This is a genomic window from Tardiphaga sp. (assembly GCF_028290495.1).
GTDB lineage: Bacteria > Pseudomonadota > Alphaproteobacteria > Rhizobiales > Xanthobacteraceae > Tardiphaga.
On the sequence record NZ_JAQGJT010000138.1, the window covers coordinates 112,817 to 135,134 of the forward strand.

At 65.4% G+C, this 22,318-nt stretch carries 22 protein-coding genes and 1 pseudogene; 8 read left to right on the plus strand and 15 right to left on the minus strand.

Annotation, left to right across the window (positions count from 1 at the left end; genetic code table 11):
- Positions 1–64 precede the first annotated feature (64 nt).
- From JWQ24_RS21085 to JWQ24_RS21115, 7 genes and pseudogenes are all read right to left on the minus strand, one after another.
- Positions 65–229 carry a Flp family type IVb pilin gene (locus tag JWQ24_RS21085; RefSeq protein ID WP_299812217.1) on the minus strand — a complete coding sequence of 55 codons (165 nt, stop codon included), beginning with the start codon at positions 227–229 and terminating at the stop codon, positions 65–67.
- Positions 230–353: 124 nt separating this feature from the next.
- Positions 354–575, minus strand: a complete 222-nt coding sequence (locus tag JWQ24_RS21090) for a hypothetical protein (RefSeq protein WP_299812218.1) — start codon at positions 573–575, stop codon at positions 354–356.
- Positions 576–657: 82 nt separating this feature from the next.
- Entirely contained in the window at positions 658–3,795 is a 3,138-nt protein-coding gene (locus JWQ24_RS21095; protein WP_299812220.1) for an autotransporter domain-containing protein, read from the minus strand.
- Positions 3,796–4,040: 245 nt separating this feature from the next.
- Positions 4,041–5,624 carry an MFS transporter gene (locus tag JWQ24_RS21100; protein WP_299812222.1) on the minus strand — a complete coding sequence of 528 codons (1,584 nt, stop codon included), beginning with the start codon at positions 5,622–5,624 and terminating at the stop codon, positions 4,041–4,043.
- Between the two features lie 152 nt (positions 5,625–5,776).
- Positions 5,777–6,076 carry a BrnA antitoxin family protein gene (locus JWQ24_RS21105; protein WP_299812224.1) on the minus strand — a complete coding sequence of 100 codons (300 nt, stop codon included), beginning with the start codon at positions 6,074–6,076 and terminating at the stop codon, positions 5,777–5,779.
- Positions 6,069–6,321 (minus strand): annotated as a pseudogene (locus JWQ24_RS21110) (BrnT family toxin). Before JWQ24_RS21110 ends, JWQ24_RS21105 begins: the two are co-directional and overlap by 8 nt.
- A 52-nt stretch (positions 6,322–6,373) precedes the next feature.
- Positions 6,374–6,886, minus strand: a complete 513-nt coding sequence (locus tag JWQ24_RS21115; protein ID WP_299812226.1) for a YcgN family cysteine cluster protein — start codon at positions 6,884–6,886, stop codon at positions 6,374–6,376.
- Between the two features lie 306 nt (positions 6,887–7,192).
- On the opposite strand from JWQ24_RS21115, the gene JWQ24_RS21120 reads away from it, so the two are divergent.
- From JWQ24_RS21120 to JWQ24_RS21130, 3 genes are read left to right on the plus strand one after another with little or no spacing between them, the layout of a single operon-like run.
- Positions 7,193–9,478 carry a PBP1A family penicillin-binding protein gene (locus tag JWQ24_RS21120; RefSeq protein ID WP_299812228.1) on the plus strand — a complete coding sequence of 762 codons (2,286 nt, stop codon included), beginning with the start codon at positions 7,193–7,195 and terminating at the stop codon, positions 9,476–9,478.
- Positions 9,479–9,500: 22 nt separating this feature from the next.
- A complete protein-coding gene (locus JWQ24_RS21125; RefSeq protein WP_299812230.1) occupies positions 9,501–10,079 on the plus strand; it encodes a DUF1214 domain-containing protein in 579 nt (192 codons plus the stop codon).
- Complete coding sequence (locus JWQ24_RS21130; RefSeq protein ID WP_299812232.1) at positions 10,076–10,654, plus strand: DUF1254 domain-containing protein; 579 nt, start codon at positions 10,076–10,078, stop codon at positions 10,652–10,654. Before JWQ24_RS21125 ends, JWQ24_RS21130 begins: the two co-directional genes overlap by 4 nt.
- Positions 10,655–10,676: 22 nt before the next feature.
- Here JWQ24_RS21130 and JWQ24_RS21135 read toward each other — a convergent pair whose 3' ends face one another.
- Positions 10,677–11,441 carry a hypothetical protein gene (locus tag JWQ24_RS21135; RefSeq protein ID WP_299812234.1) on the minus strand — a complete coding sequence of 255 codons (765 nt, stop codon included), beginning with the start codon at positions 11,439–11,441 and terminating at the stop codon, positions 10,677–10,679.
- Positions 11,442–11,455: 14 nt separating this feature from the next.
- Positions 11,456–11,650, minus strand: a complete 195-nt coding sequence (locus tag JWQ24_RS21140) for a hypothetical protein (protein ID WP_299812236.1) — start codon at positions 11,648–11,650, stop codon at positions 11,456–11,458.
- A gap of 207 nt (positions 11,651–11,857) precedes the next feature.
- On the opposite strand from JWQ24_RS21140, the gene JWQ24_RS21145 reads away from it, so the two are divergent.
- On the plus strand, positions 11,858–12,820 hold the full coding sequence (locus JWQ24_RS21145; protein ID WP_299812238.1) for a DUF2336 domain-containing protein: 963 nt from the start codon (positions 11,858–11,860) through the stop codon (positions 12,818–12,820).
- Positions 12,821–12,990: 170 nt separating this feature from the next.
- Here JWQ24_RS21145 and JWQ24_RS21150 read toward each other — a convergent pair whose 3' ends face one another.
- From JWQ24_RS21150 to JWQ24_RS21160, 3 genes are all read right to left on the minus strand, one after another.
- A complete protein-coding gene (locus JWQ24_RS21150; protein ID WP_299812240.1) occupies positions 12,991–13,335 on the minus strand; it encodes a DUF1491 family protein in 345 nt (114 codons plus the stop codon).
- A 104-nt stretch (positions 13,336–13,439) separates the two neighbouring features.
- Positions 13,440–14,144 carry a peptidoglycan-binding domain-containing protein gene (locus JWQ24_RS21155; RefSeq protein WP_299812242.1) on the minus strand — a complete coding sequence of 235 codons (705 nt, stop codon included), beginning with the start codon at positions 14,142–14,144 and terminating at the stop codon, positions 13,440–13,442.
- The gene (locus JWQ24_RS21160) at positions 14,137–15,972 is read right to left on the minus strand and encodes a PAS domain-containing sensor histidine kinase (RefSeq protein ID WP_299812244.1); all 1,836 of its coding nucleotides are present in this window, start codon (positions 15,970–15,972) and stop codon (positions 14,137–14,139) included. The genes JWQ24_RS21155 and JWQ24_RS21160 overlap by 8 nt, the downstream gene beginning before the upstream one ends.
- A gap of 427 nt (positions 15,973–16,399) precedes the next feature.
- Here JWQ24_RS21160 and JWQ24_RS21165 point away from each other — a divergent pair, with 427 nt between their 5' ends.
- Together JWQ24_RS21165 and JWQ24_RS21170 are read left to right on the plus strand one after the other, a co-directional pair.
- Complete coding sequence (locus JWQ24_RS21165; protein WP_299812246.1) at positions 16,400–16,789, plus strand: DUF5330 domain-containing protein; 390 nt, start codon at positions 16,400–16,402, stop codon at positions 16,787–16,789.
- A gap of 78 nt (positions 16,790–16,867) precedes the next feature.
- Complete coding sequence (locus JWQ24_RS21170) at positions 16,868–17,299, plus strand: SufE family protein (RefSeq protein ID WP_299812248.1); 432 nt, start codon at positions 16,868–16,870, stop codon at positions 17,297–17,299.
- A gap of 84 nt (positions 17,300–17,383) precedes the next feature.
- Here the strand turns inward: JWQ24_RS21170 and JWQ24_RS21175 are convergent, their stop codons facing one another.
- From JWQ24_RS21175 to JWQ24_RS21185, 3 genes are all read right to left on the minus strand, one after another.
- Positions 17,384–17,971, minus strand: coding sequence for a DUF6456 domain-containing protein (locus JWQ24_RS21175; RefSeq protein WP_299812249.1), 588 nt, complete (start codon positions 17,969–17,971; stop codon positions 17,384–17,386).
- Between the two features lie 126 nt (positions 17,972–18,097).
- Complete coding sequence (locus JWQ24_RS21180) at positions 18,098–18,511, minus strand: MucR family transcriptional regulator (protein ID WP_299812251.1); 414 nt, start codon at positions 18,509–18,511, stop codon at positions 18,098–18,100.
- A gap of 202 nt (positions 18,512–18,713) precedes the next feature.
- Complete coding sequence (locus JWQ24_RS21185) at positions 18,714–19,577, minus strand: hypothetical protein (RefSeq protein WP_299812254.1); 864 nt, start codon at positions 19,575–19,577, stop codon at positions 18,714–18,716.
- 367 nt (positions 19,578–19,944) lie between these two features.
- Between JWQ24_RS21185 and JWQ24_RS21190 the strand changes: the two genes are divergently transcribed.
- Both JWQ24_RS21190 and JWQ24_RS21195 read left to right on the plus strand, forming a co-directional pair.
- On the plus strand, positions 19,945–21,594 hold the full coding sequence (locus tag JWQ24_RS21190; RefSeq protein ID WP_299812256.1) for a glycosyltransferase family 39 protein: 1,650 nt from the start codon (positions 19,945–19,947) through the stop codon (positions 21,592–21,594).
- Between the two features lie 117 nt (positions 21,595–21,711).
- Positions 21,712–22,318 (plus strand): class II aldolase/adducin family protein (locus JWQ24_RS21195; RefSeq protein WP_299812257.1); only part of this gene is annotated, 607 nt, incomplete at its 3' end.

Consider the following 22,318-nt stretch of genomic DNA (forward strand, 5'->3'; position numbering starts at 1 on the left):
TATGTCCGGAGCTGCTCGCCACCAGACGCGATCACGCGAATGCGACTGCGGACGCCCGCCCGGCTTACTTCAGCGAAGTATTGATGGCCGCGAAGCGGCCATTCAGCGTCGTGCCGATGCCCTGCACCATGACGATGATGACCAGGCTGATACCGGCGGCGATCAGCGCGTATTCGATGGCGGTCGCGCCGGATTCATCGTCGAGAAATCGTGCTATCAAACGCGGCACCGCAGCCTCCTGTATCGGGCACGGGTTCTCCCGTACCACCCACATGTTACCGCCGATTGGTTTCCACAACGTTCACCCATTCACGGAAAAATGCAGGTTAACGAGACGTTAACCGCGCCGCGCGCTACGGCTTGAAGAAGGCCGGGTCGTTCAGCGCCTTGATCAGCGTGTCGACCATGTCGGCGGCGGCGTCGTCGCCGCGCTCTTCCAGCAATTCCCACATCTTGCGCAGATTGGCCCGCATCGGCGCCTTCAGCGAGGCGTCGCGCTCGATCAGTGTGCGCGCGATGCAGAACGCGATCGCCTCGCTGCCCATCTTGGTCTGTTCGACGGTCGCTTTGCTCATGGCCCATTCCTCTGCCGTGCAGTTGCTGCGCGGCTGTTAGGCCGTGAGCGTATCCCCTGTCAATTCCGCACCCGCCTGGACCTCACCAGCCGTAGCGCACGACAGCCTTGCCGGCATAACTGCGCGTCACGTCGGAGAATTCGCCCTCGAACGTTGCTGCCAGCGTGATACCGTTGCGGAAACCGATCTCCGCCGACGCCGTCGTCAGCGCGGCATCCTTTGCCGGTGACGCGCCGTTCACCAGGAACGAAGCGCCGGGCAGCGACTGGAACGTGGCCGATGCCGAACGTTCGGTGTTGTAGTCATGCGCCCATGCCGCGCGGCCGCGCAATGTAAGTGCCCCATCCATCACCGCGAACGACTTGTCGCTGCGCAGGCCGAGTTCACTGCGCGGCGCGGTGATGCCCTTGCCGGCATAGGCCAGCGCAAACGTCGTCGGCCCCGACAGCGTGGTCTCCGCATAGGCCGGCAGGTCGAGATAGCTTACCTGCGCCGCTGCATAGGGGGTGATGCCGACGCCGCCAAGCCACGGCATCGCGAAGCGATTGCCGGCCTCTAGCCGCGCCGACCAGGTATTGGTGTTAAAGTTGGCGCGCAACTGGTCGAGGCCGCCCACCGCCACCGTGCGGTCGGTCGTGACGTCCTGCCAGCCATAGGCCGCCGCTGCCGTCACATAGGCCGTGCCGACGCTGTGGCGGACGAAGCCGCCGATCTGGAACAGATCGGAGCGGCCCGAACCGCCACCTGCGACGCTGAAGCTGGTGGCGCCGCCGGCCAAAGCGAAGCCAGCCACGGTCTGCAGCGACAAATGATAGTCCGCGCCGACCGCGACGCCGCCGATCCGGCTGGTCGATGTGTTCGAGCCAGTCGATACGCTGCCGTCGGTGGTCTGGGTGCCGCCGAAGCCGGTCGCCCACACATTCCAGAACGGCCGAAACGCCGGCACGGTCGGCACCGCCTTGGTGATCATGGCAAACGCATCGCGGGCGGCGCCGCTGCGATTCTCACGCGCCGCGTAAGAGCTCGTTGCATCGCCCTCCTCCGTATAAGGAATCGCCGACGACGCCGCGCCGCCGCGACCGGCAAGGGTCGGATCGGACATCGCGCCGACGAACTGCGTCGCGGCGTTGAGGCTGGCCTGCTGGGTCGCGGTCGGCGTCTCGCCGGAGATCTGCGTCAGCGCTCCCGTGAGTTGGCTGCCGCTCAAGGCAGACACCGCGTCGAAGCGCGCCGGCAGCGCGCCGCCATTGTAAAAGTAGCTGTCATGCGCGGTCACCAGCGCCGCATGGTTGCGCGACAGCGCCAGGTCGCTGGCAAAACCGCCGACGGCGGTCAGCGTCACGTCAGTGAGGCTGTAGCTGAGGCTGGCGGTGTATCCGCGCGGCGCGCTGACCCCGGCGAACGTGCCGTTCAGCGCGTCCGCATGCAGGATGCTCTTGATCACCGTCCAGTTTTGCCATCCCGAGGACGCCGGGAATGTCACCGTGCCGCCGAGAAACGCGGTGCCCGATACGTTGGCCGACGTCATGCCTGACATGTTGACATGCACAAGGTAGGTGGAACCGGACTGGAAGCCGAGATTGCCGGCGACCGTCATCGAGGTCCCCGGCGTCGAGCCCGGCGCGAAGATGCCGCCATTTTCGACCTGCGTCTTGCCCACCGTGCCGGTGCCCCGCAGCTCGCCGCCGCTGAACACCGAGATCTGGCTCGACGAGGCGATAGAACCATCGACTTGCAGCACGCCGCTTTTGACCTGCGTCAGGTTGCTGTAGCTGCTGGTGCCCGAGAGGATCAGCATCCCCGGGCCGGTCTTCACGATGCCACCGGGCGAAATACCATCGGTGATCGCGCTGGAGATGCGGGCATCCTGCGAAGTTGAGATGGCTGCAATGCCGGCGACGCGGATTGCATTGCCTAGGCTCATTCCGGGCGCCGTCAAGCTCAAGGTGCTGGTGTCCTGGAGCGTCAGGACGCCGCTGCCGATGGACTGGAAGGTGTTGATCGCCAGCGTACTGCCTGACGTGACGGTGGTCCCGCCGCTGTACGTATTGACACCCTGGAGTTCGACCGCGCTGCCGCCCGTAGTGGTGATCGCCACCGCGCCGCCGCCGGTGATCGCATTGCCATAGGTCCAGCTCTCGCTGGTCTGCGCCAGCGTCATCAGCCCGGAGGCGATGACGAGATTGCCGGTCAGCGTGGCGCCACCCGACATGGTCAGCACGTTGCTGCCGCCATTGAAGACGATGGCGTTGCCAAGGCCGCCGCCTGAGGCGGCGCGTCCAGCACTGATACTGCCGTTGTTGATGATGGTGAGATCGGCGCCGGTCACGCCGGCGCCGCCGCGGCCAGCGCTGCCCGCTTGGCCTGTGACCGCGTCACCCAATCCGCCGTATCCGCCAATTCCGCCGGTGCCGCCCTGGACGGTGCCGCTATTGAGCAGCGTCGCGCCGCTGCTGCTGAAAGCGATCCCGGCGCCGCCGTCACCGCCATTGCCGCCTCCGCTGCCGGAATTGGATCCCTTGTTGCCCGCATAGCCGGCATTGCCTCCGGTACCGGCGGTACCGCCGGTGAGGACTGAAGTCCGGCTGACGGTAACCACGCTGGCGCCGGTCACCGATACGGCATTGCCGCCAGCCCCGCCGCCACCGCCACCGCCACCGTTGCCACCAACGTTGGCGGAGGAAACGCCATCGCCACCATTGCCGCCGTGGTCTCCGCCGCCTCCCGAAATGATCGAATTGATCGTCAGCGGGCCGGCGATGGTCTGTCCGTTGGTCCCGCCATTGCCGCCGCCCCCGCCCCCACCGCCGCATCCGCCGTCATAGCCGCTTGACCCGGCGGCGCCGGAAGCGCCACCCGCGCCGCCGCCGTTGCCGGCGGCACTTCCGGCGCCGCCGCTCCCGCCACCGGCACCGCCGCCGCCGCCTCCGCCGCCAGCGCTGCAATCGATCGCAACCGCGCCGGCGGTGCCGGCCGCACTATCGCCGCCGCCGGCACCGCCGGCGGTCGGATTTGCCAACGGAGCCGTATACGCCGACTGGCCAGCGCCGCCGGTTCCGCCATCGGCCAGTACCGACGTGGTGTTGAGCAGCAGCGCGGCAAACGCGACAGACGACAGCTTCCGCTTGAGGTGATGAAGAATGCCGCGGGACGATGCCTGCAAGGCAACGAGGCCGGGGCGCGTCGTGTCACCGCGCGCCCGGATCTGCAAATTTTTCACGTCGCTGTCCCCGGGTCGGCGTCCACGCCTGTCCGGCATCAGCCGAGCGACGAATCGCAAGTACCGTAGCGCAACCACAGGTATCCGAGTAAATTCGTTTGAGCTGTTCCGGTGCTTCGGAAACTGGACCGCATGGCCGTCGGCGGGCTGCACACGGCAGCGATGGCCACACCCCACCGCATTTGAAGGCGGCACAGGGCATTCTCTCCCGGCCGGCCGCGGTGCGATTGCCGCAGTGTTCCGCCCTACTCGGAAACCAGGCTTGGCGCGGCCTTGGCCGGTCCCGCCAGCGGGCGTTCTTCCATCAGCATCAGGAACACCGCCGCCAGCGCCATCATCGCGGCAGATGCCTCGAACACGTAGCGGAACGCCCCGACCATGTCGGCGACGGCGATCGGATGCGCGGAGCCCGCATGGTCGCCGGAGATCGTGATGCCGCTGCCCAGCGCCATCAGCAGGATGGTGGTGAAGGCCGCCACCGTGAACGAAGCCATCAGCGCGCGGAAGAAGTTCATCGCGCCGGTCGCAGTGCCGATCTGGGCGCGGGCCACCGCGTTCTGGATCGAGACCACGGTGACCGGAAAGGCGGTGCCGAGTCCGGTCGAGAAAATGCCAAGCAAAGTGAGCAGCGCCCACAGCGGCATCGGCATCGCCAGCGCCAGTATCAGGGCCATCAGCGCCGACACGGCGGTGCCGATGATGGCGACGCGCTTGTAGTGCCTGGCGCGGGTCATCATGTGCCCGGCGAAGGCCGCGCCCGCCACCGAAATCGCGGCGATCGGAATCAGCGCCAGCCCGGCCTCGGCGGCCGTGAGGCCATACACCACCTCATAGAACAGCGGCAGGTGCACAGTCAGTCCGATCATCGCGCCCATCGCGCAGCCGCCGGCGGCGATCGCGTAAGGCACCACCGAGCCGGACATCAGTTGCAGCGGCAGGAACGGCTCATCCGCATGCAGCGCGTGCCAGATGAAGGCGAACGCCAGCACCGCGGCGGTTCCAAGCATCCAAAGGATCGTCGGCGATGCCCATGAGAACCTGGTGCCGCCCCAGGTCAGCACCAGCATGAACACCAGCGCCGAGGCCATCAGCAGCACGCCACCCAGCCAGTCGACCTTGCGCATGCGATGGAAGACGGGAATCTTTTTCATATTAGGCAGCAGCATTGCCAGCGCCACCACACCGAGCGGGATGTTGATCCAGAAGATCATCGACCAGTGCAGGTGCTCGGCGAACAACCCGCCGAGGATCGGCCCGCCGATGCCCGCCGCGACCCAGACGCTGCTGAAATAGGCCTGATACTGGCCGCGCTCGCGCGGCGTGACCACGTCGGAGATCACCGTCTGCACGATCGGCAGGATGCCGCCGCCGCCGAGGCCCTGCAGGCCACGGCCGAGGATCAGCACCAGCATGTTCGGCGCCAGCGCGCACATCACCGAGCCCGCCATGAACAGCGCCAGCGCCACGATGATCGTGGCGCGACGGCCATAGATATCGCTGAGCGTTCCGAACACCGGCGCCACCGCAGTCGATGCCAGCAGATAGGCGGTGATCACCCATGACAGGTTGGTGACGTCGCTGAACTGGCGGCCGATGGTCGGCAGCGCGGTCGCTACGATGGTCTGGTCGAGGGCGGCGAGAAACATCGTCAGCAGCAGGCTGATCAGGATGGTGCGGACTTCACTCGGCGTCAGCGGCGGCTTGACCGGCTGCGGCGCGTCTCCGACTTCCATCACCGCCGTCGGCAGATACGACAGTTCCTCGACCATCTCATCAGACAGTGCGTGAGGGGCGGCCGTTGACCCGCTCTGGGGTTCGAACTTGTTCATGTCGATTTGGATTCAGACGGCTTGGCGACAAAACGGTCGCTGAAATAATACAGCCGCAAATTATCATGCAACTGCATGCAGCGACACCCGGCCGCCTGCATGGGAGCATCCCGCGGACGTCACTTCCCACCTGCGAGCGGCGACGCGCGGTATTACTTGATCTTGTTGAGCTTGCGCAGGTCCGCGTCGATGCGTGACTGCCAGCCATCGCCGCCGGCCTTGTACTTGTCGATCACCTCGCCGGACAGCCGCAACGACACCAGCCGCTTGGTCGGCGCCTTGTTGGGGCCGCGTCCCCTGCGGATCGAGGCGGCGAGTTCCGGGAAGACTTCGGCGAAGGGCCGCATCTCGGCAAGCTGCTCGTCCGTCAACTCCGGGCTCTGCACGTCTTCCCGATCCTGCCTAGTATAGCCCTGCCCGGGCTTGAATGCCTTCTTGGCCACTTTAGCCATTGATCAGCTTCCTTTCCTTGCGGCTGGCGGGACGCATACTGATAACGCTGATACCTTCCGTACCAAGCGTGATGAAAATCACGGCGATCACGCCGTTCGCCAACCGCCCGACTGCAATCAGACGCCCGTGTTTCGCGGGGCTGACGAACGACGTCTCAAAGCAAGGCTTCATCGAGATCGACGAAGTCCATTCCATGATTGAGGATGTTCGCTATACGCTTCGGCTCGTCCCATGTGATGATCACAGGATCATAACGTAGCTACATTATGATCCGCCATCAAGCCGAAACTCCGCCCCTACGCTGGCCGCTTCTTCAGCTTGGCGCGCTTCGGCAGTACGCCGGGCCACGCCACGATGTGGTCCTGCAACTCCTCATCGGGCACGGTGTCCTCGGTGCCCTGCACCCGGCCGCGGACCGAGACGCCGGCCTCGTGGACGGTGGCCGGGCTGCCGGAGATCAAGGGGTGCCACCAATAGAGATCGCGGCCCTCGGCAACCAGTTTGTAGCCGCAGCTCGGCGGCAGCCAGTTCAGGGTGCGGACATTTTCCGGCGTCAACCGCACGCAGTCCGGAACCTGGTCGGAGCGGTTCGGATAGTCCTTGCAGGCGCACAGCCCGGCATCGAGCAGCTTGCAGGAAACATGGGTGTAATAGATCTTGCCGGTATCTTCGTCTTCCAGCTTCTCCAGGCAGCAGCGCGCGCAGCCGTCGCAAAGGCTCTCCCACTCAGCGCCGGACATCTCATCCAACGTCTTGGTCTTCCAGAACATTCCGTCCTGCGGCGAGGGTTTTGGCGAGCGTGTGGTCATGCCGTGAGTGTCGATCCGGACAGGGGTGAAGCGCCCTTCTAGGAGTTCTAAGGTGGGCTCCGCAAGCGCCGCGGCCTGATCAACCCGTACGGGGCCGATCCGGGCGCGTATCTGCGTTAGCCTTGCCGGCGGAAATCCACGCATCGCCATTGGTTTGTCCGCCCCGCTCGGCTAGAACTTGCTCGAGTCCCACGGTGGCAATTTGGCTGTCCGTCCAACCGCCTTGGGATTGCCGCAACACTCCAGCAAGCCTCCCTGCGGCGCCCCATCGGGTGGCGCGTGAGCGGCAACAGACCAAGGGCCCCGGTGCGCCAGATCGTGCCAACCGCATGGAAGACGAAAATCCGGCATTTCCTGCTGGATTTCGATGCGCGTATCGACTCTACGCTGTTCTCTTCCGCCGTCGGTATCCGCGAGCTGTACGAGCGCTTCTCGACCTTCATGGACCGCTTCTATGTCGGCCGCTGGAAGCGCTGGGTGTTCATCGAGCCGCTGTCGGAGATGGCTACGCTCGGGCTCGGCGGTCTGATCCTGATGCTGGCGCTGGCGCAGCCGGCATTCCGCGAAACCGCCGACGACGACTGGCTGAAAAAATCCGACCTCGCCGTCTCGTTCCTGGACCGCTACGGCAATCCGATCGGCAGCCGCGGCATCAAGCACAATGACTCGATCCCGCTGGAAGACTTCCCGGACAATCTGATCAAGGCGACGCTGGCGACCGAGGACCGTCGCTTCTACGACCATTTCGGCATCGACATCGCCGGCACCGCGCGCGCGTTGGTCACCAATGCGCAGGCCGGCGGCGTGCGCCAGGGCGGCTCGTCGCTGACGCAGCAGCTCGCCAAGAACCTGTTCCTGTCGAACGAGCGCACCATCGAGCGCAAGGTCAACGAGGCCTTTCTGGCGATCTGGCTGGAAACGCGCCTGACCAAGAACGAGATCCTGAAGCTCTACCTCGACCGCGCCTATATGGGCGGCGGCACCTTCGGCGTCGACGGTGCAGCCCACTTCTACTTCAACAAGTCGGCGCGCGACGTGAACCTGGCGGAAGCCGCGATGCTGGCCGGCCTGTTCAAGGCGCCGACCAAATACGCCCCGCACATCAACCTGCCCGCTGCCCGCGCCCGCGCCAACCAGGTGCTCGACAATCTGGTCGATGCCGGCTTCATGACCGAGGGCCAGGTGTTCGGAGCACGGCGCAATCCGGCCACCGCGGTGGATCGCCGCGAGGAAAGCTCACCTAACTACTATCTCGACTGGGCGTTCGACGAGATGCGCCGCCTCGTCGCCACCTTCCCGAAATCCTATTCCGAGCGCGTTTTCGTGGTGCGCACTTCCATCGACATGAACGTGCAGAACGCCGCCGATGCCGCGATCGAGAACCAGTTGCGCCAGTTCGGCCGCGACTATCACGCGACGCAGGCCGCCACCGTGGTGTCCGATCTCGACGGTGGCGTCCGCGCGATGGTCGGCGGCCGCGATTACGGCGCCAGCCAGTTCAACCGTGCGGTGGATGCCATGCGGCAGCCCGGCTCGTCGTTCAAACCCTATGTCTACACCACGGCGCTGCTGAACGGTTACAAGCCGACCTCGATCATCAATGACGGCCCGGTGTGCATCGGCAACTGGTGCCCGCAGAATTACGGCCATTCCTATTCCGGCAATGTCACGCTGACGCAGGCGATCACGCATTCGATCAACGTGGTGCCGGTGAAGCTCTCGATCGCGCTCGGCGGCAAGTCGCCGAACCCGGCCAAAGCCGGCCGCGCCAAGATCGTCGAAGTGGCGCGCCGCTTCGGCATCACCGCGCCGCTGCTCGATACGCCGTCGCTGCCGATCGGCTCGGGTGAAGTCTCCGTGCTCGAACACGCCGTCGCCTATGTCACCTTCCCCAACAAGGGCCGCTCGGTGACGCCGCATGCGGTGCTGGAAGTGCGCACCGGCGCCGGCGATCTGGTCTGGCGCTTCGACCGCGACGGCAAGAAGCCGCTGCAGGCAATCCCGGCTTCCGTCGCCGCCGACATGGCGGGCATGATGAGCCACGTCGTCTCCGAGGGTACCGCGCGCCGCGCAGCGCTCGACGGTATCCCGACCGCCGGCAAGACCGGCACCACCAACGCCTACCGCGACGCCTGGTTCGTCGGCTACACCGGCAACTTCACCTGCGCGGTGTGGTACGGCAACGACGACTACTCGCCGACCAACCGCCTGACCGGCGGCGCGATGCCGGCACAGACGTGGCACGACATCATGGTGGCCGCGCATCAGGGCATCGAAATCAAGGAAATTCCCGGCATCGGCGCCGGCACCAAGAATCCCGCGGCGGTGCCCTCGGCCAACGTCGCCTCCAGCGCGCCGAATGCCAAGCCCGGGCCGCCGCCGGTGCTGACGCGCAAGGGCGCGGACATTCTGGTGCGCGTCGAGAAGATGCTTGACGAGGCCAGCAAGACCGCGGGCCGCACTTCGTCGAACGAGCCGGCGTCACCGACCAGGCCACGCGCATCCGCACTGGCTTTCCCGGAAAGTTTCGCATCGGCTTCCGACGCGCCGGCCGCGGCGGCGCCGGCGGCCCCCGCCTCGCGCAAGAACTGACTGTTATCATGGCGGTGCGAATGTGCGGCTGATCCTTCTCTCTTTGCTGGCGCTTGCCATTGCTGCCGCCACCGGCCTGGGCCTGACCTGGACGACGGCCACACGCGGCACCGATCTGGGCACGCTGACGATCGGCGCCTGGACCGCGCGGCCGCGCACCGGCTCCAGCGACATCGATCCTTATGCCCGCGCCGCGATCGCACGCTCCGGCGAGCTGCCGATCGGCACCGGCGACGGCGTCGCCTTCACCGCCACCACCGACGACAGCAAGAAGCTGCTCGACGGCCGTTGCGATGTCGTGGTGTCGGGCGTGACGCCTGCCGCGCGGTTCTGGACGCTGACGCTGTACGATACCAAGGGCCGGCTGGTGCCGAACGCATTGCAGCGCTACGGCTTCACCAGCCAGGAAATCGTCAGGGGCGTCGACGGCGCGTTCGAGGTCCGCATTACGTCGCGCGCGCGCGCCGGCAACTGGCTGCCGACCGGGGCGCTGGAGCGTTACGTGCTGATGCTGCGATTGTACGACACGCCGGTCGGCATCGCGACGCGCACCCAGCGCGACGCGCCGATGCCTGCCATCAATACGGTGGGCTGCCCATGATCCGGCTGCTGTTCGCCATCGCCGCCGGAATCGTCCTCGGCGGCATCGTACATTTGGTCAGCGTGCTGGCGTTGCCACGCATCGCGACGCAGGACGCCTATTCGCGCCTCACCGCGATAACCTCCGTCAACGGAGTCTCGGCGCTGCCGTTGACCGAGCCCGGCAACGCGATGCTGCCCTTCATGGACCCGGCCTTCGCGCTGGCCGTATGCCGCTATGATCTTTCGAACGGCCCAATCAAGCTCGCGGTGCCGGTCAGCCAGTCCTACACGTCGGTGTCGTTCTACACCCGCAGCGACGTCGCGTACTACGCGATCAACGACCGCTCCGCCGGCCGCCGCGTCATCGAGCTCGACCTGATGACCGAGGCGCAGCACGCCGAACTTCCCGAGGACGAAGACGTCACCGCCGCCGACCGGCTGATCATCGACTCGCCGACCGCCACCGGATTGATCGTGCTGAAAGCGCTCGCCGCCGAGCCCGGCCTGATGCCGCAGGCGCAGGCCACCCTCGCCGCCGCCAAATGCGGCGCCCCCGCCGAACCACCCGCCAGACAAGGCGCGACGAAGCGCTGAGATCGCAGCACGCGTGCGGATGCTATTTCAACACCGTGCCGGATCGCGAAGGCCTTGCCGCGCTTGAGGCGATGACTGTGGTCTGCGCCGCCATCTCGCCGATCAGCATGTCGGCACTGGCCGCAAGCTGATCCGGCGTGTGGACCACCAGCCGCTCTAGCGCCCAGCGATACGACGATACCCGGCGCTGCAGGCATTGCTCGACCCATTGCAGGATCAACGCATTCTCGTCCATCCGCGCCAGCGCGTCCTCGCGCTCCTGCGGCGACAAGCTGGACACCAGCTTCAGGCTGGCATTGCGCTTGCGGTCGAGTTCGATCACCCGCGACGCGCTGCCGTAGAACGTCTCGAAACGCAGGATATCGCTGCGCACGTCGTCCATCAATTCATTGTAGCGCGAGGTATGCGAGCGATGCGGCTCGTCGATCAGCATCCGTCCGTAGGTGGTGCGATCGAACGCCGGGGCCTGCCGCCACGGCGAGGGCAATGGCTTGTAGTCGCCGAACACGCTCTTCCACGCCGGCCGCGAATGCGGCGGCTCGATCAACGGAAAAGCGAGGTCGCGCATCATCTTCTCGCCGTCGGTGAGGTTGAATTCGGACGGCCGCAGCCCGATGCTGGACGTCGCCTCGGCGCCGATCCAGCTGTGCATGTCGTCGCTGACAGCGCTTCGTCGCACGCGGCCAAAATCACCACCGGCGCAGCCCGCCTGCGACAGCGCAATCAGAACCAGAAACGGAAGCGCGCGCCGGGGCCATCTGCGGCGCGCGGCTGGGAGGGTGGGCATCGGGATATCCGCGATCAGGAACGCGCGCGGCGCTTGCGGCGGCGGCCGGGCGCGGTGCCCTCTTCGGGGCCGGTCGAGTCGTCGGTCGGCCGCTCGATACGGATCGCCGGCAGGATCAGGATGGTCGCGGTCGATACCGGAGGCTGGCCCATGCTCACGCCCAGCCGGCGCGCTGCCGCATCCGCCGGAAACTTGATGATGGTGCTCATATCCGTCTCTCCGCGCCGCATCGCTCGTTGGCCGGCGCGTCGTCATCTAACGGCGATCATGGTTAATGGAGGATTAAATTTTACAGATACCCGCCGGCCGGGGTGGAATGCAGGAGAGTTAAGCCCCGCCGAATCCGGATGGTTAACGCGCCCTTAACGGGTGGCGCGTAAAGTGACCTGAAGTTTTCCCCGGTAAGCGTAGCGCACATGACCACATCTCCGATGTTTGCGGGCTTTGATGGCCTTATGACGCTATCGCGCCGCGAGGGCGTGGATATCCGACCGACCTTGCTTCGCGTGCTGACAGATCTCTATGTCCAGGCGCCCTCGCACACCATCGACGAAGAGAAGCAGTTCGCCGAACTGGCCGGCCGACTGATCGACGAGGTCGATGATGCGACCCGCGCCGTGGTGCGCGCGCGGCTGGCGATCTATCCGCAAACACCGCGAACGATCCTGCAGAAGCTTAAGCTAAGACCATCGGCGCCAGCCGACGAGATGCCGCGCGCAGAGACCATTCCTGTTGTGGTCGCGCAGGCCGTCGTGAAGCCGCCGAGCGAAGTCGAGCAGCGCCTAGCCGCCAGCCTGGCGATGCAGCCCAAGGACGCCACCGAGATCTCCGACCTGTTCTTCGCCGCCACAGCGACCGAGCGCGCCAAGATCTTGCATGATCTTGCCGTCACGCCTCTGAAGCCGTCGGCGCGAATTCCGCAGGTCCGCGCCGCGCGCGCGATGCACATTCTGGAAATGGCGGCGTTCGCCGAAGACCGCGAAAACTTCGCCAGGGAGCTCGGCGAAGCGCTGCTGCTGCCGTACCAGGTCGCCGAGCGCGTCGTGAACGACGCCGGCGGTGAACCGCTCGCCTGCTGCGCCAAGGCGCTCGGCATGGACAGCGCGATCTTCCAGCGCGTGCTGCTGTTCCTCAATCCGGAATTCGGCAACTCCGTCACCAACGTCTACCGGCTGTCGCGGCTGTACGACGTGCTGAGCGAACGCTCGGCGCTGATCATGGTCGCCGCCTGGCGCGGCGCCATCGTCGCCGCCACCCGCGCCAAGTATCGCCCGGCCTTGTACGACGACGAACGCCACCGCGCCCGCGCCGCGCCCGCGGCACGGCCCGTCATGCAGCCCGGCGCGGACGACGCGCGAACGCGGACGACGGGGAAGTAGACAAGCGAGGCAACTCTTACTTCCCCTCTCCTCTTGTGGGAGAGGGTGGCCGCGCGAAGCGCGGACGGGTGAGGGGTGCCACACGCGCCGTCGCAAAGCCCCCTCATCCGACGCGGACTTCGTCCGCGCCACTTTCTCCCACAAGGGGAGAAGGAAGAAAGGTGCACCCTTTACGTCTTCACCAGATCCAGAAAATGCCGGCCGGCCTTGTCCTCGATCTCGACGATCCAGACGTCCGGATCGAACGAGATTTCCTTGACCAGCCGCTCCTCGATCTTGCGCTCCTCGACCGGCTGTGGCGGCGAGGCGGCGAACACGCGTTCGACCGGGCGGCTGTCGTCATAGGCGGATTGCGGCGCGGGGGTGTACAGTATCGCGTTGCCGTCGAGCAGTGCGATCTTGACGAACACAGCGCCCGCCTCTTCCGCGCCACGCCGGCGCACCGCGCCGAACACGCCCTCGGACTGGCAGCGGCGCAGATAGGCAGCCACCCAAATTGCTGATTTCAATCTCATGAGCAGGCTATAGCAGACCTGTTCACCGGGCGCGATGCGGCCGACAGGTAACTCGCCGCTCGCCGGACCGGAAGATGACTTCCAGCCCTCGTAAACCACCAGCCCTACTCGATCGGCCGGCCCGTCACGGTCGCCAGTTCGCGTACCACGCGGTCGGAGGCCTGGCCGGTCACCGGCAGCTTGCGTTCGCGCTCGAAGCGCTGGATCGCCGCCTGGGTGTCGGATCCGACGGTGCCGGTCGGCTTCAGCTGGCCGTAGCCATATTCGGTGAGTGCGCGCTGCACGGCGGCGACGCGGCGCGAATTGACGATCAGGTCGCCGAGCGGATCGCGCGAGGCGTTGGGGATCGGCGCCGGCGGACGCGCCACTGCGGTGGAATTTGCCGGCGGCGTCGTGGTCGACTTCACCAGCCCGGCCATCGGATCGGCGCTGGCACGCTCGACCGGCTTGTTGTCGGATTTGCCGTCCACCGGCTTGGCATCGAGCATCCGCGAATCCAGTTTGGCGTCGCCCGGCCGCAACGTCGCGTCGAGCGGACGCGGCTTCGGCAGCAGGTTGGCCGTGGCCGGCTGCGGCATCGGCACCGTCACGCTGGAGCCGAACATCGGCGACGGATGATGGCCGGCCTGCAGGAAGATCGCATTGCCGATGATCGCGCTGACCGCGGCGGCCGCGATCAAACCGGCGACCATGTCCTTCGGGCTGTGCAGCAGCATGCGCACAAACAGGCCGCGCTCGGCCGGCGCCTCGATCGCCGCCACGGCGCGGCTGCGGGACTTCTTCGCTTTCGGGGAATTCGCTTTAGGCACTCTTCTTCACCTGACGGACTGGTTCGGAGGACACGTTGCGTACCGCGGGCGGCAGCGTGGCGATGTTGCTGGCGAGGGCGGCCGGCGCGGTGAATGCGAGCGGCAGCGCGACCGTGATCATGGTGCCCTCGCCGATCCGGCTCTGCACCGCGATCTCGCCGCTGTGCATGCCGACCAGGCTCTTGACGATCGACAGGCCAAGACCAGTGCCTTCGTGGCGGCGCTGATAGGTTGAGCCCGCCTGGAAGAACGGATCGCCTATGCGCTTGAGGTCTTCCGAGGCGATGCCGACGCCGGTGTCGGAGACGCGCAGCACCAGGCGCGCGCCCTCGACGCCCGCGCTGACGCTGACCATGCCGCCGCGCTCGGTGAACTTGATGGCGTTGGAAACCAGATTGAGCAGGATCTGCTTGAACGCGCGCAGGTCGCCGTTGACGTCGGGCAAATCCTTCGGCGCGTCGGTGACCAGATCGATGCCGTTCTCGCGCGCCTTGAGCGCCAGCAGATTGCAGCAGTTGATCAGCGCCGGGCGCGGCGCGAACGGCATCGGCTCGATCTCGAAGCTGCCGGATTCCAGCTTCGACATGTCGAGGATGCCGTTGACCACCGACAGCAGGTGATGGCCGGAATCATTGATGAGCTGCGCATATTCATGGCGCTTGGCGGCGTCGATCATCAGCACGTCGTCCTGCACGATCATCTCGGAGAAACCGATGATGGCGTTCAGCGGCGTGCGCAACTCGTGGCTCATGGTGGCGAGGAAGCGGCTCCTGGACTGGTCGGCGCGCTCAGCTTCGGCGCGCGCGGCGGCTAGCGCCTCTTCCTGCAGCTTGCGGTCGGTGACGTCGCGCAGCACGGCGACGACTTCGGCGTCGCGCGTGGCAAGCTTGTCCGCGCTCTCTTCCATCGGGCGGCAGCGCATCTCGACCCAGATGAACTCGGCGCCCTGCGGCCGCAGCCGGTCGTTGCTGCGCGCCACATCGCGGCGCAGACGGAATTCGACGCTGCGTGATTCACCGCCGCGGCCGGCATCCGACAGCGCGGTGAGATAGGCCGGGCGATCGGCGACATGGACGCGGTCGAACAGACCGTGGCCAAGCAGCCGCTGCGTCGAGGTGCCGACCAGCGTTTCGGCAGCGGGCGAAATGAACTGCACCGCGCCATTACGATGATGACGCGAGATTACGTCGCTCATGTTGCGCGCCAGCAGACGATAGCGATCCTCTTCGACATAGAGCAGCGACACGCTGGTGCGGGTCAGCGATTCCGCGCCGAACGCCAGGCTCGCGGCATAGAGCGTGGCAGAAGCAATGCCGAACGCCATCAGCACGCCATGGGCGATACCGGTCTCGTGCGCCGGCAGCATATCGAAGCCGCTCATCGCGATCAGCACGGCGACGCAGGACAGCGCCAGCGCCGAGGCAAAGCCGACGATGCGGCGCGACGCCGACAATGCTGCTTCCAGCGGCAGCACGACCAGCCAGATTGCGGCGAAGGAACCGATACCGCCGGTGAAGATCGCCATCATCATGATCAGGCCGGCGAGCGCGATCGACGACAGGATCTGTGCGCTCTCGTAGCGGCCGGTGCGCGACAGGAAGTAGGACAACAGGATCGGCGCGATCAGCCACGCAAAGGCGGCAACCTCTATCGCATTCGGCGCGCCGCGCATCGCGAGATACACAGGGAACGCCGCGAACGCCGCTAGGCTGCCGAGCAGCCGCGGTGCCATGAAGGCGCGGTGCCGCGCACTCGTCAACGCGTCATAGCGCGCCGATGGATGCAGCATGGCATCAAGACAATCGCGGATGATGTTCAATACGGTCACGGCTCTCGCGCTACGGCTTGCTCGTCCAACTTCAGACGCGCCGAAACGCCTCCTTTATCGTTGCCTCAACCTGTCAGAGCGGAATTAAGCGAACGCTAAAGCACGCGACCTCAACGCGCGCGCAGATGAAAAGGTGCTGTTTTGCCGGGGTTTTTCGATTTTCTTCCGAAGTGATGGTGAACGACACGTTTAAGACGCGGCGCTAACATGGTTTCGAAAGTGTGGACGCATCTCGCAACGCCACCGATGGCTTGCGCGGGCATCAATAAAGAATTTACGCCGAATCAAATCACGGACATTTTCAGCGAATTTTTGACGATTTAACCGCATCGCAAATACTTGCTCTTTATCGAGCACTGTTAGCGTCGCTCCGACTTGCGAGAAATCGCAACAAAAAGAGACGTGAAGACACCAACGGGGTTACGCGATGTTCTTCCTGCTTCGCATGGCATTCTGGCTTGGGCTCGTGCTCGTGCTGCTGCCCAGGGACAAGACGACCGAATCGGACAAGCTGCCGCAGATCGGCACTTCCGACGCGGTGTCCGCTGCAGGCGCGGCGATGTCCGACATGGGCCAGTTCTGCACGCGCCAGCCTGCCGCCTGCGAAGTCGGTAGCCACGCCGCTACCGTGCTCGGCGAACGCGCCAAGGAAGGCGCTAAAAAGATTTACCAGATCATCACCGACAAGAAGCCGGATCACACCGGCTCGATCGGCGGCGAAGGCGACCAGCCAGGCGAAGCCGCCGGTCCGCCGCCGGATACGCTGACCCCGGACGATCTGGCCGCCGAGTGGCGCCCCGTTCAGCCCGCGCCATAGCGCGATGATTTGCGGCCCGGCGGTCGCTTTCGCCGCCGCGTAGCCCTATATAGGGCCTGCAACCACATGCGGGCTCCGATGACCACGATCAACGACATCAAAGACAATTTCGAGCTGCTGGAAGACTGGGACGACCGCTACCGGTACGTCATCGAGCTCGGCCGCACGCTGGCGCCGCTGCCGGAGGCCGAGCATTCCGCCGCCAACAAGGTCAGTGGCTGCGCCAGCCAGGTCTGGCTGTCGCGCCAGGTCGCGCGCGCCGGGGCCGGCGAGCCTGTGCTGACCTATCTCGGCGACAGCGACGCCCACATCGTCCGCGGCTTGATGGCGATCCTTCTGACGCTGATGTCCAACCGCACCGCCAAGGATATCCTGGCGACCGACGCCATTCAGGTGTTCGACGAACTCGGCTTCCGCGAACACCTCACCCCGCAGCGCTCCAACGGCCTGCGCGCCATGGTCGAGCGCATCCGCCGCGACGCGGCCGAGACGCTGGCGGAAGCGAGTTAGCCAAAACGGAACGGCCGTTCTTCCCTCGCCCCGCCCGGCGAAGCTTCGCTAAGCGGGAAGAGGTAAGAAAGCGACGTCCCGCAACTAGCTCCCGAACACCGCATCCTCCGCCAGCCAGGTCCGCACGCCCGCGCCCTGCCCGCTCACCGCGGCGGCCAAGCCGTAATGCCGCGCCAGCCGGTCGAGCCCGAGCTGCAGCACGATCTTGGCCGAGCGGGCCGGCCAGCCCCGCTCGCGCTCGACATCCTCGAGCCCGCGCAAAAAGCAGCACACATCCATCAGCACGCCCGCGAATTCCGGACCGCAGGCCTCCATCGCCTGACCAACGCGCTGGCGCGACGACACCATGAGGTCGGTCATCTCGCCGGGGCTGTGGCCGGAACCGCGCGCCCGGCCGGGCGCTTCCCAATTCGCGGTCATCCGCGGCGCCAGATGACCGCGGGTGAAATCCGCGCGCAGTTTCTCGCCGGCCATGAACTGGTGCGGGCTGATCATGGGGCGCTTGTCGCGGCCCTTGCGGCGCGCCAGCCATGCCAGCGGGCTCTCGCTGGCGTTCACCAGCACGGCGGCGACGCCGTCCTCGGTGAGGATCTGCCGCCGCTCCAGCGCCAGATGCCGGGCCCGCTGGGGGTCAATGGTCTCGGAAGGGTTCGGTCGCTGAAATGCTTTCATCGGTCACCTCGCTTGGGATAATAATCAGCACACCCCAAGCAAGGACACAAGTCCTCTTTTTGGCTTTCCTGAATTATATTCCTAGTGCGACCGGTGACGAAACGGAACCGTCAGGGCGTCTTCAACCTATTTGCGGCGACGGCGCTGCTGGCCCAATCCCATTTTCTTGGCGAGCTGCGAGCGCGCCACCGCATAGTTCGGCGCCACCATCGGATAGTCCGCCGGCAGGCCCCACTTCTCGCGATACTGCTCCGGCGTCATCGAATACTGGGTCCGCAGATGCCGCTTCAGCGACTTGAAGCGCTTGCCGTCTTCCAGGCAGACCAGATAGTCCGCGGTCATCGATTTCTTCAGCGACACTGCCGGCTTGGCCGGCTCCGCCGCGACCTCGACCCGGCCGCCGGCGACCCGCTGCAACGCCGCATGGACCTGCCCGATCAAAGCGGGCAGTTCCGCCGCCGGCGTCGGGTTGTTGCCGACATAGGCTGCAACAATGGTCGCGGTCAGGTCGATCACGCTCTTGGCTGCGATGTCGGTCATGTCGGTCTTTCGCGGGGCGAGATCGCCTTTAACTTGGCGATTATGGATGAATTGCTGCGCGCGCGACAATAACGAAGCATTGATCCCGGGTTTTATTTGGAAGCAAAAGATTAGCGGACACGCGTTCCAGCTTCTCGCCCCGCCAAGCAAAGCTTTGCAGGGGGAGATGCAAGAAGCACCTAAAAAGCCTCTCGCTTCCTGGCTACGTCCGCTGATCGAGATGCTCGCGCAACTCGTCGATGGAGGCGAAGCGCATCATGCCTTCAGGCATCTGCGCCTCGATCGAGCCGTCGGAATACAGCGAATAGGCCATGCCATCGACCACGCCGGATTTCAGCACGGTGACCTCCGCAGCCGGCGCCTCGGGGGGCGCGGGCGGCAGCGGCGGAACGTAGCGTTCGGGGATCAGCTTCTCCTCGGGCGCCGCATCTTTGAGGGGCGAGGGCGGGCGCGCTGGACGGCGCGGGAGTTCGGGGCGCGTGCGCTCGGTCGCGGGCCAGGCATCGGCAAAACTCGGCCGCGGCGGGGCCGCAGCCTCCGACGGCGCTGCCCCGGCTTCCGCAGCCGCGCGTTCGGCCTCCTCGCGTTCGCGCTCGCGGCGCGTCGAGGAGAACAACAGGTTGCGGCGTTTCGGTTCTTCCGGCGGCGGCTGGACGGCGGGCGGCTGTTCGGCGTCTTCGCGACGGCCATCGCCCGACGCCTCGTCCTGCCAAAGCGGGGCAGCCCCTGCCCGCTCGGCGGCAGGCTGATCGCGGCTGAACAGGGCGCGGCCGGCCGGCGCATCGCTTGCGTGATCCGGCGCGCTGTCGCCCGGCGCGGGCGGCAATTCGCGGCGCGGCAGCGGCGAGTTCACGGCTGGCTCGCTTTTGCCGGCTGCAGGTACGAAGTTCCGGATTTCGCGGATCACTACCGCCAGGCTGATCATGATCAGGCCGGTGCAACCGCCGATGGTGCCGGTCAGGATCAGCGTATTGCCGAAACCGAATTCCTTGACCGGAATCCCGAACCCGATCGCGACGAGGCCAGCTAAAATAACCCCGATTCCGGCAATCAGCAGCAAAAGCATTGTCTTGAAACTCCCACGACGGCGTTGAGCATGCCTCCCCGCCGTTGCCACAATAACGTCTAAAGTCGTTGATCACCAAATGGCAAAGCTGGATTCACAGCTTCTGCAAGGTCCTGATCCCTGGAAAACATGCGTTGTTCAGCATCCATTCAATTATGATGCCCTAGGTTACAGTGACGCTGGAAGTGGCCTGATGCCGGCGCGGCACATAAATGCCTTTACCTTGGCCTGAATACTGCACTGCACTAAGACGATTCAGCCACAATTGCTCGTTACTCGCTCCGGGAAAGTGCGCTATATCGGTTCCGGGGAAGAGGCTCGAAGAGCACTTGTTCGAGCCGCTGGGGACACCGGGTTACAAACCATCATGTCATCCATTACGACTTCGGCCATTGAAACGCCGCTACGGCGATCCGTGGAACGGACCTGCGACGACCTTGCGTTGCTGACACTGATTGTCGTCGGCATCACCGCAGGATTCACCTTCCGTGATTACGGCCTGGGCTGGGACGACTACACCCACGCCGAATATGCCGACCTGCTGCTGAAGATGTACGGTTCCGGCTTCAAGGACACGCACGCGCTGTCCTTCGCCAATCTCTACATGTATGGCGGCGGCTTCGACATGGCCGCGGCGCTGCTGCACAAGATCATCCCGCTGGAATTGTTCGAGACCCGGCGCCTGCTGGGCGCGGTGGTCGGCGTCATCGGCCTCGCCGTGACCTGGCGTCTCGGGCGCCGCGTCAGCGGCGCTGTCGGCGGCCTCGCCACGCTGCTGCTGCTGGCGTTGTGCCCGACCTTCTACGGCCACATGTTCATGAATCCGAAGGATGCGCCTTTCGCGGTGGCGATGGTCATCCTGATGCTCGGTCTGGTGCGCCTCGCGGAGGAGTATCCGAAGCCGTCGCCGCGCACCGTTCTCATCCTCGGCCTGGGTGCGGGTCTGGCGATCGGTTCGCGCATCCTCGCAGGCCTCGCGCTGATCTATGCGATGATCGGTTTTCTGCCGCTGTGGATCGACGACATCCGAAGCCAGGGCTGGCGCGAAGCCACGCATCGCCTCCTCCATGTGGTCTACGTCCTGGTGCCCGGCTTCGTGTTCGGCTATCTGGTGATGGGGCTGATCTGGCCGTGGTCGATCCTCGAGCCCGGCAATCCGATCCATGCGCTGAGCTACTTCTCGGCGTTCTTCGAGAAGCCGTGGAAGGAAATGTTCGACGGCGCGCTGGTGTCGGTGCCGGACATGCCCTGGTCGTATCTGCCGACCCTGTTCGCCCTGCAACTGCCTGAAGTGCTGCTGACCCTTACCATCACCGGCGTCGTCGGCACCTTCATGTCGCTGTCGCGCACCGATGTGCCGGCCCGCCGCAAGACCATCCTGTTGATGCTGACGTTAGCTGCGACGCTGCCGCTGCTGATTGCGATGGAGAAGCGCCCGGCGCTCTATAACGGCATCCGCCATTTCATCTTCGTGATCCCGCCGATGACCGTGCTCGCAGGTACAGCCTTCGCGTGGGGAATGAACTGGCTGAAGGAAAACCGCCGCAGCTGGCAGCCTGCCGCGTTGGCCGTTTTCGCCTTCGGCCTGCTGTTGCCGCTCGGCGAAATGATCCGGCTGCACCCCTATCAATACACCCACTTCAATCATATCGCCGGCACGGTCCGCTCGGCCGACAACCTGTTCATGCTGGATTACTGGGGCCTCGCGCTGAAGCAGGCCTCCGACGGATTGCGTGACGAGCTTGTCGAACGGCAGGAAGTGCCGCCGCGCAACCGCAAATGGAAGGTCGCGGTGTGCGGTCCGCAGCGCCCGGCGCAGGTCGCGCTCGGACCCGACTTCACGATCGGCTGGGATTCCAATGCTGCCGACTTCGCGATGACGCTCGGCGAGTTCTACTGCAAGGGCCTGACCGCCCCGGTCATGGTGGAGATCAAGCGCGACGACGTGGTGTTCGCGCGCGTCTACGATATCCGCGGCCGCAGCATTTCCAGCCTGCTCGCCATTCCGGCGCCCTGAAGCCAGATACCTCGTTACCAGAGCATGACTGCCACGCCGGCGCTGCGCCTTGCCGCAAACCGGCCGCAGGGCTACGCTGAGGGCGAAAATCAATCGTTGATACGGGAGAAACCGATCATGTCACCAGCGGAAGCTCGCCTGAAGGAAGTGCCGTCCGACATGACCGAGGCCGAATGGACCCAGCGGGTCAATCTAGCCGCGTGCTACCGTCTCATCGCGCATTACGGCTGGGACGATCTGGTCGATACCCACGTCTCCGCGCGCGTGCCGGGGCCGGAGCATCACTTCCTGATCAATCCCTACGGGCTGATGTTCGACGAGATCACCGCCTCGAGCCTGGTGAAGGTCGACCTCGGCGGCAACCAGCTCTCCAAGAGCGACTACAGCATCAACCCGGCCGGCTTCACGATCCATTCCGCGATCCACGAAGCACGCGAGGATGCGGGCTGCGTGCTTCATCTCCACACGCCCGACGGCACCGCGGTAGCGAGCTGCATGGAAGGCCTGCTGCCGATGAACCAGACCGCGCAGCTCGTCACCCACGATCTCGCCTATCACGACTACGAGGGCATCGCGCTGGATCATGACGAGCGGCCGCGCCTGCAGAAAGACCTCGGCAACAAGAATCACATGCTGCTGCGCAATCACGGCACGCTGACGGTCGGCCGCTCGGTCGCTTCCGCCTTCGAGCGCATGTTCCATCTGGAGCGGGCCTGCACCATGC